This is a genomic window from Streptomyces sp. NPDC051214, assembly GCF_040682375.1.
Classification (GTDB): Bacteria; Actinomycetota; Actinomycetes; order Streptomycetales; family Streptomycetaceae; genus Streptomyces.
The window spans coordinates 113,375-128,565 of the sequence record NZ_JBFBAT010000013.1 but is presented as its reverse complement, the minus strand read 5'-3'; the positions used below and the strand labels follow the sequence as shown (position 1 = coordinate 128,565).

Sequence of the window (15,191 nt, the reverse complement as noted above, 5' to 3'; positions counted from 1 at the left end):
TGCGAAGAACACGGCTACGACGACCGCCACGACGGCGAAAGTGATGCCAAGCCACGGGGGACCGTCGGGCCCGCCGCCGGGGGCTGCCAAGACTCCTGCGTACATCTCTCTCGTCCTCTCCGCTACCAGCTCTCTTCTGTCCTGTTCGATGGGGGGTGAACGTTTTTGCGGTGAACTTTTTCTGCACTTGGCCGACGCTTCGGCGCGTGCCCGCAGACCGCGTCCGGAAGCGGTGAAGGCTGCCTGGGTGATCAAAAACGTTGCCCGCGGCTTGACCGCGCTCACGCTGTCCCTCGTCCCGCTCCTCGCCCCGTCCGTCACGCCGACTCCGGCGCGGGCGCAGCCCGTTGACGCCCAGACCACGACCCTGGCCGACGCCGTGCACCGCCTCCCGGTCTCCGACGAGCGCCGGCATGGCTATGCCCGCGCCGCGTTCAAGCACTGGAACGCCGGGGCGGAGAAGGGCGACGGCTGCGACACCCGTGCCGAGGTGCTGATCGCCGAGGCCGCCGAGGCGCCGTCCGTCGGTGCGGGCTGCGAACTCTCCGGCGGTGAGTGGCTGTCTTACTACGATTCCCAGGAAGTCGAGGATGTCGACAAGATCGCCGTCGATCACCTGGTCCCCCTTGCCGAGGCATGGGATTCCGGTGCGTCCCAGTGGAGTGAGGGCCACCGCGAGGCCTACGCCAACGACCTGGGAGCCCCGGCCTCCCTAGTCGCGGTCACCACCCGTACGCACCACGCCAAGGCCGGCCAGGACCCTGCCCAGTGGCTGCCGCCGTCGCCGTCCGCGCACTGCCGCTATGTCGCGGAGTGGGTGGGCACCAAGCTGCGCTGGGACCTGGCCGCGGATCCGGCCGAGCTTGACGCCATCGCCGTCTTCGCGTCCGGCCAGTGCAAGGACACCGCGGTCACCTACACCGCGGCGTCCTAGCCCGGCAGCGGGGAGGGGCTGAAACGGTCAGTCAGCCACGCCGCGCCTTCGGTTGGCCCCGCTCCGCCCAGGCTTGGGCGAACCGTTCGTGAACGGGGATCGGGACGGCGAGGGCTGCGGGGCCGTCCGTCGGGGTGGGGGGTGCCGGGCGGGGGGCCTTGGCGGCGGTGAGTTCCTTGCGGACGGCGCGGTGGTGGTCCAGGGTCCAGGTGTTCCAGCGGCGGACGGTGCGGTCGGCCGGCCGGTCGAGGGCGTGCAGTTGGAGGTGGAGGGCCGCCGCGTCGCGGCCCACGCCGAGGGCTGCCGCTGCCTCGTCCACCAGGGCCGGGACGCTGAACAGCGGGTTGGTCTCGTACTGGCCCGGGGGGACCGGGGTGTCGGCGGACCGGTCCGCCAGTCGGCGCAGGGCGGCACGGAGGTCGGCGGGGGCGTCCGTGAGGTGGTCGATGAGGGCGCGGGCGCCCGCCGCGGCCGGGTCGCCGATCGGGCGTTCGGTGAGCGCCCAGGTGATGGCGGTTACCGCGGCCCGCACCCCTTCGGTGTCCAGGAACTCCGGGGCGTGGCCGGTGAGCAGGGCGGTAGCCCAGGTTTCGGGAAGGCCACGGTCTGCGGCGAGGGCGGCGGCATGGCTGCCGTCGTCGGTGTACGGGGCGGCATCGAGGAGTCCGTTCCAAGCGGCGGCCATCCGGTCCGCGGCGGCGGTCATACCGCCGATTGCCCACAGTTGGGCCGGATCCGCGGGCAGGGCCGCCGCGAGCACGATGCGCCGGCCGGCCGGACCGAGCTGTCCCCGCAATGCGTCGTACGCCCAGACGGTCTTCTGGTCGGCCTTGTACGGCTTGGTACGCAGCAGCTTGCGGTGCTCGTCGTAGTTGTCTCTGCTGGCGAACCCGTCGAGGACCAGGGCGGCGATCTGGCGCGGGACGCCGGTGCGCCAGCGGAACAGGTCCACCGCCTCCTCGGGCATCGGCAACGGCCCGTGCCCGGCGAGCAGGGCCAGCAGGCGCGGCAGCCGCGTGGTGTCGTCGCCGGTGATGGCGTGGGTCTCGCACTCCTCGGCGTCGGCGGGCGCGGGGTCGGCGGCGCGTTGGAGGAAGGCGGCGAGGCCGCTGCGGACGGGGCCGGAGGCGATCAGGGCACCGGCGGCGCGGAGTTCGGCGATCCGCTGCTCGGGGGCGCGGCCCACCCGCCAGGCGCTGTCGGCCTCGGCGAACGGCTGCCGACTCCACACGCCGAGCAGCGCGGTGAGGGCCTGCCGTTCCTCGTCGGGGGTGGCGGCGGTGGCGGCGCGCCAGGCAACCGCGTCGATCCGGCCGGTCAGCACTGCCCACTCGGGCGGGGTGGCAGGCAGGGCGAGCACCCGGACCTCGTCCTCGATCTCACCACGCAGGTACCTGCCGTCGGCGGCGACCGACGTGAGGAGCGCGGGCTGCGGCTGCGGCGGATGCTCCTCGAAGCCCCGCAGTTGGGGCAGCAGGTCGCGCAGGGCGGGGACGAGACGGGTGTCGAGTGCCGGGTCGGGCAGGACGACGACCGGCCCCGACCGCATGACGGCGACCCGGTGGGACAGTTCCCGGCGGCGGCGCAGAACATCGGCGGCGAGTCGGGCGGCGCGGTCGACGCCGGCCCTCATCCGCGGGTCGGTCACGCCGGGCAGGGGGTGAGGTGCATGGTCGCCGCTCCCGGGTTGCAGTAGCCGGCGTATGTCGGTGTCGGTGACGGTCCGCAGGGCTGTGGAGGATGCCTCGTCACGGGGGACGAGGAAGTGCCAGTAGGCGGGTGGCGGCATCGGTCCGGCCTGCTCGCCGAGGGTGGCGCGTACGGGGGAGCGGTCACGGCTGCCGGGGAAGCCCCGGACCTGCCAGAGAAGGGAGTTGTCCTCGGCGGCGTGGCTGCGGATGGTGATGCTGCCGGTCACGACGGCGTCCTCCCCGCCGAGCGGCAGGGCGAGAATGCCCCAGGGGCGGCGCCCCCAGGTGCGGCTGCGGTAGGAGGCGGTGCGGCCGTCGATGCTTTCCAGCACGAATTCGCGGGGCGAGGGCCCGGCGTACGGCGTGCGGTAGCGGACCCGGCAGCCGGTGAGCCGCCCGTCCTGGCCCAGCGGAGAGGGCGGCGCGCCTGGCGGCAGCGCGGCGAGGATCCGGTGGTCGGGGAAGGGCTCGGTGCCGGGCGGGGTTTCGGCGGGGCGGTGGAATGCGGGCAGGGTGTGGTCGTCGGTGCGGGTACCTGTGTCCACGTCGCAGCGGGCCCAGCCGTTCCGGCGTTCGCCGAACACCTCGGAACTCCACAAGGCGTGGCCGTCGTACATCTGGTAGTCGCGGTGGCCGATGCCCTCGTGGCCGCCGGGGCGCAGGACGCGTTCGCCGTCGAAGCGCCCGTCGCCGTCAGGGGTTTCGAAGTGATAGCCGAGGCCGCCCTGGATGCTGCCGCCGTAGGGGGCAAGACCGTATGTCTCCTCCGGTTCGAAGGTCTCGTCGGGACGGTCGGACCAGTAGGCGTTGCCGGGCCGCCAGTCGCCCTCGTTCTCATTCCACGCGACGAGGAACTGTCCGCCCACCCAGTGCACGGTGTGGCTACGGGAGGCGTCGGTCAGCTTCAGGGTGTGCTCGCCGCGACGACCGGCGTGGTCGACGGCGACGGCGCGCGTTTCCCCATACACGGTGAGCACCGGCCAGGTGCAGGTGACGTGCACGGTCTCGTCCGGCCGGAACTCGGACAGGGCCTGTTCCAGCGCGGGCCAGCCCAGCTCCTCGGGCAGTCCGGCGCGCAGGCTGCGGGCCAGCGGGCCGGTGAGGTCGAGGGCGTCGAGGGCTTCCTCGATGCCGTCCAGGGCGATGGCGGTGGGCCGGTCGAGGAGTTCGCGCAGTTCGTCGACGGCTTCGTCGGCTGCGGCGAGGCCGCCGCCGCGCAGGGCGTCGAGCAGCTTCTCGACCCGGGTGTGCACCTCGGCGGCAACGCCTGGGTTGTGCGGGAGTCTGCTGATGGCGGTGCCGGTGCGGGGCCCGACGCTGCCACCGCTGCTGGTACGGGGCCCGGCGTGCACGGTGCCCTCCAGGCGGGGCCCGAACACCGGGTCGGCGGCGAGTGCCTTGAGGTCCCGCTGCGAGCGCTCGCCCCAGAACTCCAAGCGGGTGGCGGCGCCGGGGTCCTCGACGGGCACGCCCTCGGCGAGGCACTGGTCGAGCAGGTCCGCGTCCAGGTGCGGCCACCGGTAGCGGTCCTCGTGCAGCGTTACCGGGGTGCCGGCCGCCCGGAGCAGCGGTGCGAATCGGCTTACCAGGTCGAGGAGTTCGGCCGGCATGGGCTGGCTGGTCACGCCGCCGCCGGCGACACGGCGGTGCGAGTAGCCGGCCGAGTAGCGGCGCAGCCAGTCGCCGAGGCCGCCCTCGGGGGTGATGCGTCCGGTGGCCGCGGCGTCGGCGGCACCGCAGCGGATGAGCAGCCGCAGCCAGGCAGCCGCGTCGTTCTTCGACTCGGGGAACAGGTCGAGCAGCGCGGTGGCTTGGTCGTCGGTCGGCGGGTGGGCGCTGAGCGGTCCGGCGGCGGCGTCGAGCAGCCGGTCGGGTACGGCCTTGCCCCGAGCTCCCGCCAGCAGTTCGCCCAGCACCTGTGCCTCCTCCTCGGTGCCGAGACCGGCGGCGCGGGCCGAGTCGCGGACCCGGCGGGCCAGGTCGGCGGGGAGCTCGCCGGGCGACGCCGCCCAGGTCGTCAGGAGGCGGACGAACTCGCTGTGTGCGTCGCCCGGTTCGAGGATTTCGGCCAGCCAGGTGTGGTGACCACTGAGTTCGACGGTGGGCAGGGCGCCGAACCGGGCGAACAGCAGCACATTCGCCCGTCGCCATGCGGGGTCGACCGGCAGCCGGTGCGCGCGTTCGGCGGCCCGCGCCTGGCCGTAGGCGCGGGCCGCCGAACGTCGGTGCGTCTCCAACAGCCAATGGCCGATGGTGTCCCAGAACCAGGGCAGATGGGCCTCCGGCAGACCCCGGGCCAACCTCTCCATGTCGTCCACGAACCGGCCGGGCTTCTCCCAGGCCCGCCCCCGCTTCCGGTCGGCCTGGTCGAGTACGGCGCGCGCGGTGGGCTCGGTGCCCGGCTCTTGTGTGCGCGCCCAGTCGGCGTAGGTCTCGGAGACGCGGTGGTTGGCCGGGAGTGGGACGGGAGTGTCGGTGTGGCTGGTCATGGCTCTGATCGTGCCAGTTGGCACTGACAAGGCGGACATGGCCCCGGCTTTGCATGCCCGGCCTTCCGGCCGGTTTTGCCGGGCCCATGCGCCAAGTTGGTCTGAGCCCGCCGAGGCTCAGCGTCGGCCTCCGCGTCTCCGTGTGGACCAGCCCGACCCCACGCCACCCACGTGCAACGCGAGAAGGGTCAGCCCGACGAGCATGAGACTGGTCGGGCTGAAGATTGCCTCCGTCGACGTCTCGGTCGCCTGGATGAGGAAGGCGATGAAGAACAGTACGGCCGCCCCGAGTGCCAGCATGTGTTTTCTCCTGTCGATGAACGGCGAACCACAGGCGATTCCGGTGGCCCCGCCGCTCCTCGCCGAGTGCCCCGCGCATTGCTGATCACGCTTGCTGCGTGACTCGTCCTCGACACGTGCCGAGGACGAGTCACGAACCCCCGTGGCGTACGCCCACTGCCGGGCGACGCACCAGATAGGTGCCGGCGGCAGCGGCGAGCAGCACCATGACACCGATGAAGACCAGCCCGGCCTCCTCAAGGCCGAGTGGCTCGGAGAGCACGCCGATGCCGATGACGGGGATCGAGATGCCCGTGTACGCGACCACGAAGAGCGATGAGATGACGCCTGCCCGATGTGCCTCAGGGGCGGCGGCCGCGACGCCTGCCACCGCGGCCCGCAGGGCAAGTCCCTGACCCGCACCGCCCACCAGCGCGCTGAGTACCACCAACGGGAGTTTCTCCCAGGCCAACGCGCCCGCCAACAGACCCAGGCCGGCGATCAGCAGGAGGCAGCCGAGGGGCAGCGCCCGTGCCACGCCGAGCCTGCTGACCAGGAGTTGGCCGATGGTGGATGCGAAGAACGCCAAAAAGACGATGAGCCCGACGAGGGCGAGGTTCGTGACGTCGAGCGTGTGCGTCAGGAAGGCGGGGGACACCGAGGTGAACACCCCTAGCAGGGAGAAGCCGACGAAGGCCGCGAGTGCGGCGGGTACGAAGACTTTGCGGACCTCGGGCGGCAGGCTGGGCCCCTGCGGTCGTGCCGTGTGCAGGGCCTTCGGCGCGCGCACGGTCTCGGCCAGCGACCAGATCATGGCGAACGCGAGCCCCACCAGGACAAGATGCACCACGAACGGCAGGGACAGCGGCATCGGCGCGTACTGGGCCAGCAGCCCCGCGAGCAGCGGGCCGCAGCCGAGGCCTCCCATGTTGGCCGCGGTCGAGGCGAAGGCGGCCCGACCCTCCTTGCCGGGCGGGGCGCACTCCATCACGTACGCGGTCGCCGCGCCGGTGAACAGACCGGCGGACAGTCCCGACAGGAGCCGCCCGAGGTAGAGGAGCGGCAGACCGCCCTCCAGCAGGAAGCACACCGCACTGAGCGCGGCGAGCCCCAACCCGCAGAGCAGGACCGGTCTGCGGCCGACAGTGTCCGAGACGTTGCCCGCGAGCAGCAGGACACCGATCACGCCGAATGCGTAGACGGCGAAGACGACCGTCACGATCAGCTCGGAGAAGCCGAGCTCGTCCTGGTACAGGCCGTAGAGCGGGGTGGGGAGAGTGGTGCCGGCCATACACACGGCGAAGGCGCCGGCGGCCCGGAGATAGCCACCCCGTTGACGGTCCGGCACGGCGTTCTGACGATCAGTCACAACCGGAACCGTAGTCGCCGCCTGGAGGCGGCGGGCGTTTTGCGGTGCTGGCGTGGTGTCGTGCGCGCATGGCGGACGCGCGATCAACGAGACGTGACGCGAGGCGAGGCGAGGCGACGGAACATCGAGGTCAGGGCGTGCGCCGACTCAGGTCCGTGGTGTCTGGCTCGCCTGGCTCGCGGTGAAGTCCGCGAGGAGCACCTCGAGCCGCCGCGTCCTGAAGGCGCGGTACTCGACCGGACCAGCCGCGCCACTGACCCCAGGGGAGCGCCACCTGTGTACCGCCCGGCGCGGACGCTGCCCTGCCCGCACGGCCCCGACGCGCCCCGCTGCCGCCCGCCCATCCCTGCCAGGCCCGGCCGTTACCGCCAGGCACCTGCGCCGACGATGGCCGAAGCATGCACGCTTCCGCAGCGAATCGCAGCCGCAACGGAGCTTTCGCCTGCCGTGACGTGTCCTTCAACAGCCGGTGCGAGGCCCCGTCTCCCTTCGCAGCCACGTCCCCGCAGGCAGCTACCTGCTGTCGCCATCTCGGAACCAACCGGCGATAAAAGTGATCAACACCCATACAACCTGAATGGTCCAATGCTGTTCTCGAACGGGAGATCTGAGTTGCAGTTCACGGTTCGCCACCCGCTGTCCGGTAGACCCGCCATAGCTCTGCTGGCGCTCGCCGGAATCACTGCAGGCGTACTGATCGGCCGGCCAGGACTTCGCGCCGTGGGGGGCTGCGGCGCCGCCGACGACCCCTACCCCTCGCAGAGCGCAGCGGACTGGAAGGCCGGCGCGGACCACGTGGTCGTGGCGCTGCCGACTGCCGAGCGCGACAGCAAGCGGCACGACCTCGCCAAGGGGCCGGTGCGGTACACGATCGAGCGCGCACTGACGCTCCGCAAGGAGAAAGTGCTCTGGTCTGCCGCCACCCCTCGGCATGAGCTGGGAAGCACGTTCGACATGACCGCGCCAGGCTGGTCGGTGTACCGGAGCGGCAAACGAATCAAGCGCACGGCTCCGGAGGCACCCCGGCTCGAGACCGGTCACACATATGTCCTTGCCCTGCGCTGGGACGCAGGCCACTGGGTGGTTCTCGGAGAGGGCGCCGCCGTGCCGTTCGACGACCGTGTGGCGGGGCGAGGGGAGTGGTGCGGCCAGGTGCTGAGCGAGGACGACTTCGCCAAGGGCGAGCGGTTCTCCCAGCGCGGCGGCCACGGCCTGGAAGAGACCGTACGGGGACGAGACGAAACGGCCATCCTGCGGGAACTCGAAAAGGCGAGCGCCAAGCGGCCGTAACGCGGTGCAATGCCCGGCCTTCGTCCGCCCCGCGTGGCGGCACGTCAGCTCCCGTATCTGTTCAACGAACGTGCGATGCGAGCACGCGGCGTTCTCGCATCTGTACCGACGTGCTCGCAGCGCAGCCGGATTTGCATGCCTCGTCTAAAGGCTGTCCCGTACTTACGGCCAGTAGGTGGCCACGAGCAACACCCGGTCTTCCAGCGGCAATCGCCACGGCCGGCCCCGCTGCACATCGCTGCCACGACGTCGCACCAGCGCGACCAGCCGGTTGAACCGTGCCGGCCTCAGCCCGGTGAACGGCTCGATGCTACGAGGGGGCTGGGGCGCCCGGGTGTGTGGGGTCGGTTTCGGGGTCCTGGGGTGGGTCGCTGAGTTGTTCGCGCACGTAGTTCCAGATCACCGCGATCAGGGCGGTCGCTGGTACGGCCAGGAGGCTTCCCACGACCCCGGCGAGGTTGGAGCCCAGGGTGACGGCAAGCAGGATCACGCCTGCGTGCAGGCCGAGCCCGCGGCTTTGGATGATCGGTTGGAAGACGTTGCCCTCGAGTTGCTGGACCACGACGATGATGGCGAGCACGATCAGCGCGTCGGTCAGGCCGTTGAAGACCAGGGCGATGAGCACGGCTACCGCGCCGGCGAACAGGGCGCCCACGATGGGCACGAAGGCCGTGATGAAGGTCAGTACGGCCAGCGGGAGGACGAGGGGCACGCCCAGGATCCACAGACCCAGGCCGATGAAGACCGCGTCGAGCAGGCCGACGAGTGCCTGGGAGCGTACGAAGGAGCCCAGGGTGTCCCAGCTGCGGGCGGCCACGGTGGGGATGTCGGTGGCGAGCCGGCCGGGGAGCTGACGGGTGAGCCAGGGAAGGAAGCGGGGGCCGTCCTTCAGGAAGAAGAACATCAAGAAGAGCGCCAGGATCGCGGTGACCAGGCCGTTCAGCACGGTGCTCACTCCGGTGAACAGCGTGCTGACCATGCTGCCGACGCTGTCCTTGATCCGGTCGGTCACCGAGTCGACTCCTCCCGAGATCTGGGCGTCGTCGATGTTGAGGGGCGGCCCGGCGGCCCACTGGCGCAACTTCTCGATGCCTTCGACCACGCCGTCGCTCAGTTCGCCGGCCTCGGAGGCCACCGGCACCGCGATCAGCGCCACGACGCCCGCGGCGGCCACGAGGAACAGCACGGTCACCACTGAGGCGGCCAAGGCCGGGGGCCACCCGCGCCGGCGGAGGAAGTGAGCCAGGGGCCAGGTCAGCGTGGTGAGCAACAGGCCCACTATGAGCGGCCAGATCACCGACCACATCCGGCCCACGACCCACAGGGCCGCCGTCGCGGCCAGAACGACCAGCAGCAACTCGGCGGAGACCCGCGCCGAGCGGCGGAGCGCGGCAGCGGTTTTCGTGGAACTCAGCGTGGCAGGCATGGGGGACACCCTATGGAAACTTCCGTCCCACGGGTGCACTGCAGCCCCGTGGATGCACTGCTTTCAGGGATCCGCCGTGTGCCGCATACCAGTAGACCCGTTCAGGCGCCGGGAGTTGTGGATGTGGAGAGGATGCCTTCGACGCCGTCCAGGAACGTTTCACAGATCAGCGTCGGGTCGTAGAGACAGCCGGCCGCCATGGCTCCGTCGCGCAGCATGACGAAGTGGCGCCCCGCCGCGTCGGCGGGCGTGCAGCCGGCCTGGGCCAGAACGCGCGTGACGGTTTCCAGAAACCATTGCCGGTGTGCCAGAACGGCTTGGTGCACGGGGTGTTCCGCGTCGGGGTATTCGGCTGCCGCGTTCAAGAAGGCACACCCGCGAAAGCCGGAGTACTGGATGCCCTCGGCGATGCTCCGGGCGATAGCCCGAGCGTTGTCGGCCGCCGGCCCGTCCTGCGCCTGGGCGGCCGCGACCTGCGCGCGAATGCCGTGGTCGGCCTGTTGGAGGTAGGCAAGGATCAGTTCGTCCTTGCCCTTGAAGTGCCGGTACAGGGTGGCGCGAGTGACCTGAGCTTCTGCGGTGATGCGGTCCACGCCCACGGAGTGGATGCCCTCCGCGTAGAAGATCCGGGTCGCGGTGTCGAGCAGGCGCGAGCGCGCCGGGGATGTGCTCTCGCCGTCGGTACCGCCTTGTGTGCGCACGCTCATGGCGGCAACCGTATCAGCCGGTGAGGGAGAACGTTCGGTCTTGACAGCGGGACGGCGACGCCCTTGAATCGAGAAAGAGACCGAACGTTCTCCCTCATTGGTCGTCGGGGGCGGCACGGTCAGTCATGAGCAGGCCGCCATGAGCACGCCACATGGCTCCGGTATGTCGATCCGTCGATCCGGCCTCATCTCCTGCTGTCTTCCACCGGAAGGAACCCCAATGGACACGACCCTCGTCACGCCGGCCCCTGTTGCTGCGCGTGGCTCCACGGCGCTGCGCCAGCTGTATCTCGCGCGCTTCACGTTCGCCGCCGTGTGGGCCGTCCTGCTCTTCACCTCCGCGCGCACCCTGAGTCCTCTCAGCGTGACGCTGCTGGTGGTCTATCCCCTGTTCGACGTGGGGTGCGCCCTCATCGACGCCAGGGCCACCAAACCGCAGGGCGGACCGGCGCGCGCTCTGTACGCGAACATCGCGCTGAGCGCTCTGGCCACTGCGGGCCTGGCCGCCGCGGCAGCTTCCGGAATCCCGGCCGTCCTGCGCGTCTGGGGGCTCTGGGCAATCACCGCGGGACTCGTCCAACTGATCGTCGGCGTCCTGCGACGCGGCATGACGGGCCAGTGGCCGATGATCGTCAGCGGCGCTCTGTCCACCCTCGCCGGAGGTTCCTTCATCGCGCAGGCCGGCAAGGACAACGCCTCGCTGAGCGCGCTGGCCGGCTATGCATTGCTCGGCGGGATCTTCTTCCTCCTCTCCGCCTTCCGCCTGCGTCGGACCACCACGCAGTGACCGGATGTCCCGGTCGCGGGCGGGTCAGCGGGTGACGAACGGCTCGGTCAGGTGCGGCGTCGCGAGGTGCAGGGTGACGGCCGGGCTGTGGAGCACCTGTTCCCTCGAGGACCTTGCCTGTTGCGGGTCCATCTCGTGGGCGTAGGCGAGTTCGGGGTGCAGCAGCTGGATCGCGTGCACGAGGAGGTCACCGGTGACGGCGACCTGCTCCCGTCCCGCTGTGACGAGGACGCTCTGGTGGCCGGGTGTGTGGCCGGGTGTGGCGACGATGCGTTCGCCGCTGGGCAGCGGAACGTCGCCGTCCAGGAGGCGTAGCTGGTCGGTTTTCTGAAGTGGGTCGATCACGTGGGACTGCAGTTGAGGGTTGATCTCTTCGAGCGCGTCGAGTTCGGCCTGCTGCAGGAGGTATTGGGCGTTGGGGAAGAACGGCTGCCTGCCGCCGAGGACGGCCCAGCCCACGTGGTCGGTGTGCAGGTGGGTGAGGACCACGGTGTCGACGTCGGATGGTTCGATGCCCGCGGCGGCCAGCGAAGCCGGAAGCGCCCCGGGCACGGGCGCCCAGGAGGCCGCCGGGCTGTCGGCCGGGCCGATCCCCGCATCGACCAACGTCACACCCTGGTCGCTGCGGATCGCGAACGCGCGGAACTGCAGCCGCCAGCGCCCCTCGACATCCACTGCGCCGGGATCGAACTGGTCGGCAGCCGCCCACTGCTGGGTGGTGGCGGCAGGGAACGCCTGCGACCTGGGGGAGAAGAAGGGGCCCTCGCCGTCGACCAGCGCGATGACGGTATAGGGGCCGACCTGCAGGGAAGGGGGCATGTGGCCGATGGTGCCACTGGCGGGGTTCCCAAGGCCAGGCGTATTCCCCCGAGTTGAGCTCGACTCGGGGCCCGAGATGGGGCGCCGACGCAGGGGCGATGCAGCCCGCGCGACCCTCTGCTATTCGTCTCGGCGTTGGTCTCCGGCCGGCAGGTTGAGGCCGGTGAGTTTGTACCGGGCGCTCACCGCGGTGTCGGTGCTCCATCTCTATCAGGCGCCTACTGCTGATGAGGGCCGGGCGAGGCCCCGGGGAGGGGGCCTTGCCCGGCCCGGTGTGCGCGGAGTTGCCGTCGGCGGGGCGTTACTCGAGCAGCTCCGCGTACGAACCCATGGCGAGCGCGATGTCCGCCTGGGCCCAGAATCGGTGGTACGTGAACGTCGGCGCCGCTCCGCCCGCCAAGTAGGCCTCGACCTTGGACCAGTTGGGGTCGTCCTTGTAGAAGGAGCGCAGGGAGGTGAAGGTCGACGAGGAGTCGATCTTGTCGCCGTTGGGCATCGTGCCCGTCCAGCCGCTCGGCACGTAGACCGGGTCGTCGAACCGGCTGTAGTCGGCCCGGGTCTCGGGCACGGCGATGCCGAGCGTGTCCTGGTTGTGTTCCCACATGCCGTCGAGCAGCGCCTTCGCCGTGGTCTTCGCCCGTGTGTCACCGGACTTGGCGGCGTAGTACGTCAGGGTCTTCGCGTACGCCGCCGCGACACCGACGTCGTTGGTGTAGTCGGCGACCGTGACGTGAAGTCCCGTATTGGCACCGGGGCTTGAGGCGTTCCAGGTGTCGGGCTTGCCCGACCACTGGAGCGTGGAGGGGATGCGGAACGTGCCGTCGGGGTTGATGGTCGTCTTGGACAGGGCCCAGTCGACCCACTTGTCCAGGACCGCCTTGGCGTCGGCGTCGCCAGATTGCTGGTAGTACTCGGCGACGCGCTCCATCGACCACGCCTGGAAGCCGAACCACTGGTTCGACGGCGGGTCGTGGTAGACCGGCGCCTCGTCGTAGTACATGCCGTAGAACGTCGGCGTGCCCGACGGCGGGGTGCCGTAGCTGCCGCCCCAGCTGTTCGTCGCGCCGCCCGCGATGGCGCCTTCGTCCGACTGCAGCCAGCGGTAGAACTCCAGCTGCCGGTCCAGCGACTTGGCCCAGTCCGCCTGTCCTGTGGCCGACTTGGGTTTCAGGTCGGCGGCCGAGGAGAGCGCGTAGGCGGCGAGCGGGTTCTGGTAGCCGCCGTGCGTGTGGCTGGAGCCGATGCGCCAGGACCAGCCCGCCGAGGTGTCGGTCGCGCCGCCCCAGGCGTAGTACCAGGACATCAGGTAGTGCGAGGCGTCCTTGCCGGTGCCGGCCGGGCAGGTCGTCGGCCCGGTGCAGCTCCCGACCTTCTTGAAGTACTTGTCGTACATCGAGTACCGCAGGTAGTCACCCATCTTGGCGGCCTTGCCGACGGTCGCCGAGACGTCGGAGGCCTTGCCCTGCTGCTTGGCCCACAGGTTCGCCCAGTAGGCGGCCTGCACGGCCCGCGCGTCGGCGTCCGGGGCGTTGGTGAACTTCCACTGCTTGGCGTAGGACGAGTCGCCGGTGAACAGGTCCAAGTACCCGTTCTTGCCGCCGTACTTGAAGGCGTCGCAGGTGGGCTGCGGCACCGTCTCCCACACCGACTCCTGCGCACCGCGCTGGAAGGTGTTGATGTAGGAGGGTCCGGTGGCGCTCGGCCCTGCCTCGCACTTGCCGGGTTCGTTGCCGTAGCCGTAGACGTTGTCGACGTCCTGCAGCCAGTGCATGCCGTAGATGTCGTCCGTGCCGTAGGCGCTCTTGAGCTCTGCGGCGATCGGGTCGCTGCCGACAGAGACCGACGGGTCGAGCTTCGCCGGGTACTGGGACGGCAGGGCGTGTTCCGGCGCGTACGTCGCGGGCTTGGAGGCGTTGTAGGAGGAGTTCGTCGGCTGGTCCGCGTGGGTGGGGATCATGTACTTCTCCATGAGGCCCCACGCCCCGTTGAACTTCGACCAGTCGCCGCTGACCTTGCCGTACATCGCCTGCAGCCACAGGAGGTAGCTGTAGGCCTCCGACGTCGTCTCGTGGCCGTGGTCAGGCGCCTCGACGATCAGCGTCTCGACCGAGTGGTAGGGGACGCCCTCCGGCGAGAAGTAGCCGTTCGCCGGGTTGGTGATCTTCCCGTAGAGGTCGAGGAAGCGGGCATCGTACGTCTTGGACGCGGCGAGCTGCGTGACCGTGACCGTGGCCTTGGTGTGGCCCGGGGCCGTTACGCCGAAGGTGGCCGCGCCCGTGCCGGAGGCGTCGGCCGCGATGGTCACCTTCTGCGCCGTGTTCCAGTTCGACGGCGTGAAGGTCAGGCTCGCTCCGGAGGAGACGGACAGGCCGGAGTTGCCGCCCGTGCGGGCCGTCGTGACCTTGATGTCGGACGCCGGCTGCGTCGACAGCTTCACGTCGAAGGTGCCCGACTTGCCCTGCTGGACGCCGAGTTGGGCGGGCGTGGCGACCAGGGCGGGGCCCGTCGCGACGGTGATGCCGACCGGTGTCGATTCGCCGGAGGCGCCCTGACTGTCGTGGGCCTTCGCGTACAGGGAGTGGGTTCCGGCCGCCAGGGTGTCGGTGCTGAGCTCGTAGGGCGCGGTGGTGTCCGTGCCGAGCAGGGTCGTGTCGTCGTAGAACTCGACCTTGTCGACGCTTGCTCCGTCGGCTGCCGCGGCGGTGGCGGCGAGCGGGACGGCGTCGCCGGCCGAGTAGACCGCGCCGGCCTTCGGACTGGTGAGCACCGTGATCGGCGGTTGATGGGCGCCCGCACACGTGGTGCCGTTGACCGCGAAATCGGTGGGCGCCGCATTCGAGCCGCTGTAGGTGAATTGCGCGCCTGCCGAGGCGGCGGCACCGGGCGCGATCTTCGCGTTGTACGAAAGGCTTTTCGCGGTGATCGCTTTACCGGACTGCGACCAGGTCGCATTCCAGCCGTTGGCCAATTTCTGGTTGCCGCTGTAGGTGTAGGTGAGGTTCCAGCCGTCGATCGCCGTCGAGCCGCGATTAGTGATCGTCAGATCGGCGGTGAAACCGGATCCCCAGTCGTTGGTCTTGTAGTCGACGCTGCATGCGACTGCCGCAGCGTCGGCGGTGGTGGGGAGAGCGGTGAGCGTGGCGAGCGGTAGTGCCAGGGTGGCCGCGACAGCGGTCCACAGCCGCCGGGCCCGTCTTTGTGGCATGCCTTGGTGCCTCCTTGCGGTTCGAGGAGCGAGGGGTGGCGTTGTGATGTGGGTGTCACAACCTGTGAACCAGTGGGAGCGCTCCCAAGAATGGGGACCGGGGAAATAAGGGTCAAGAGGCTTGAAGAGTCGAATTAATTCGACAGCAGGGAATTCCCAACGCCTCTGTTGCTTGACGGCAGTTCATTCTCTACA

The 15,191-nt window shown here is 70.2% G+C and carries 10 protein-coding genes and 1 pseudogene; 3 read left to right on the top strand and 8 right to left on the bottom strand.

Features of this window, described 5'->3' with window-relative positions; genetic code table 11:
• The first annotated feature begins 247 nt into the window (after positions 1–247).
• Positions 248–934 (top strand): HNH endonuclease family protein, encoded by a 687-nt coding sequence (locus AB0M70_RS30965; RefSeq protein WP_365825037.1) that lies wholly within the window; start codon positions 248–250, stop codon positions 932–934.
• Between the two features lie 31 nt (positions 935–965).
• Here AB0M70_RS30965 and AB0M70_RS30960 read toward each other — a convergent pair whose 3' ends face one another.
• From AB0M70_RS30960 to AB0M70_RS30950, 3 genes are all read right to left on the bottom strand, one after another.
• The gene (locus AB0M70_RS30960; protein ID WP_365825035.1) at positions 966–5,114 is read right to left on the bottom strand and encodes a hypothetical protein; all 4,149 of its coding nucleotides are present in this window, start codon (positions 5,112–5,114) and stop codon (positions 966–968) included.
• A gap of 117 nt (positions 5,115–5,231) precedes the next feature.
• A complete protein-coding gene (locus tag AB0M70_RS30955; RefSeq protein WP_365825033.1) occupies positions 5,232–5,414 on the bottom strand; it encodes a hypothetical protein in 183 nt (60 codons plus the stop codon).
• Between the two features lie 130 nt (positions 5,415–5,544).
• Positions 5,545–6,741, bottom strand: a complete 1,197-nt coding sequence (locus AB0M70_RS30950) for an MFS transporter (RefSeq protein WP_365825311.1) — start codon at positions 6,739–6,741, stop codon at positions 5,545–5,547.
• Between the two features lie 633 nt (positions 6,742–7,374).
• Between AB0M70_RS30950 and AB0M70_RS30945 the strand changes: the two genes are divergently transcribed.
• Positions 7,375–8,052, top strand: a complete 678-nt coding sequence (locus tag AB0M70_RS30945) for a hypothetical protein (protein ID WP_365825031.1) — start codon at positions 7,375–7,377, stop codon at positions 8,050–8,052.
• Positions 8,053–8,220: 168 nt separating this feature from the next.
• Here the strand turns inward: AB0M70_RS30945 and AB0M70_RS30940 are convergent.
• The 3 genes and pseudogenes from AB0M70_RS30940 to AB0M70_RS30930 form a co-directional block, all read right to left on the bottom strand.
• Positions 8,221–8,361 (bottom strand): annotated as a pseudogene (locus AB0M70_RS30940) (IS5/IS1182 family transposase); the annotation flags it as partial.
• Position 8,362: 1 nt separating this feature from the next.
• Positions 8,363–9,478, bottom strand: a complete 1,116-nt coding sequence (locus AB0M70_RS30935) for an AI-2E family transporter (RefSeq protein ID WP_365825029.1) — start codon at positions 9,476–9,478, stop codon at positions 8,363–8,365.
• Between the two features lie 101 nt (positions 9,479–9,579).
• Positions 9,580–10,185 (bottom strand): TetR/AcrR family transcriptional regulator, encoded by a 606-nt coding sequence (locus tag AB0M70_RS30930; protein WP_365825027.1) that lies wholly within the window; start codon positions 10,183–10,185, stop codon positions 9,580–9,582.
• A gap of 220 nt (positions 10,186–10,405) precedes the next feature.
• On the opposite strand from AB0M70_RS30930, the gene AB0M70_RS30925 reads away from it, so the two are divergent.
• Positions 10,406–10,972: a hypothetical protein gene (locus AB0M70_RS30925; RefSeq protein ID WP_365825025.1), complete on the top strand. Its 567-nt coding sequence runs from the start codon at positions 10,406–10,408 to the stop codon at positions 10,970–10,972.
• A gap of 24 nt (positions 10,973–10,996) precedes the next feature.
• On the opposite strand, the gene AB0M70_RS30920 is transcribed toward AB0M70_RS30925, so the two are convergent.
• Together AB0M70_RS30920 and AB0M70_RS30915 are read right to left on the bottom strand one after the other, a co-directional pair.
• The gene (locus AB0M70_RS30920; RefSeq protein WP_365825023.1) at positions 10,997–11,791 is read right to left on the bottom strand and encodes an MBL fold metallo-hydrolase; all 795 of its coding nucleotides are present in this window, start codon (positions 11,789–11,791) and stop codon (positions 10,997–10,999) included.
• Positions 11,792–12,092: 301 nt separating this feature from the next.
• Positions 12,093–14,996 (bottom strand): glycoside hydrolase family 48 protein, encoded by a 2,904-nt coding sequence (locus tag AB0M70_RS30915; protein WP_365825021.1) that lies wholly within the window; start codon positions 14,994–14,996, stop codon positions 12,093–12,095.
• Positions 14,997–15,191: the final 195 nt, after the last annotated feature.

What these genes read in the sequence shown, in the direction of transcription:
- AB0M70_RS30935 (WP_365825029.1), bottom strand. Translation starts at nt 9,478, where the DNA reads ATGCCTGCCACGCTGAGTTCCACGAAAACCGCTGCCGCGCTCCGCCGC.
- AB0M70_RS30930 (WP_365825027.1), bottom strand. Translation starts at nt 10,185, where the DNA reads ATGAGCGTGCGCACACAAGGCGGTACCGACGGCGAGAGCACATCCCCG.
- AB0M70_RS30960 (WP_365825035.1), bottom strand. Translation starts at nt 5,114, where the DNA reads ATGACCAGCCACACCGACACTCCCGTCCCACTCCCGGCCAACCACCGC.
- AB0M70_RS30925 (WP_365825025.1), top strand. Translation starts at nt 10,406, where the DNA reads ATGGACACGACCCTCGTCACGCCGGCCCCTGTTGCTGCGCGTGGCTCC.
- AB0M70_RS30955 (WP_365825033.1), bottom strand. Translation starts at nt 5,414, where the DNA reads ATGCTGGCACTCGGGGCGGCCGTACTGTTCTTCATCGCCTTCCTCATC.
- AB0M70_RS30915 (WP_365825021.1), bottom strand. Translation starts at nt 14,996, where the DNA reads ATGCCACAAAGACGGGCCCGGCGGCTGTGGACCGCTGTCGCGGCCACC.
- AB0M70_RS30920 (WP_365825023.1), bottom strand. Translation starts at nt 11,791, where the DNA reads ATGCCCCCTTCCCTGCAGGTCGGCCCCTATACCGTCATCGCGCTGGTC.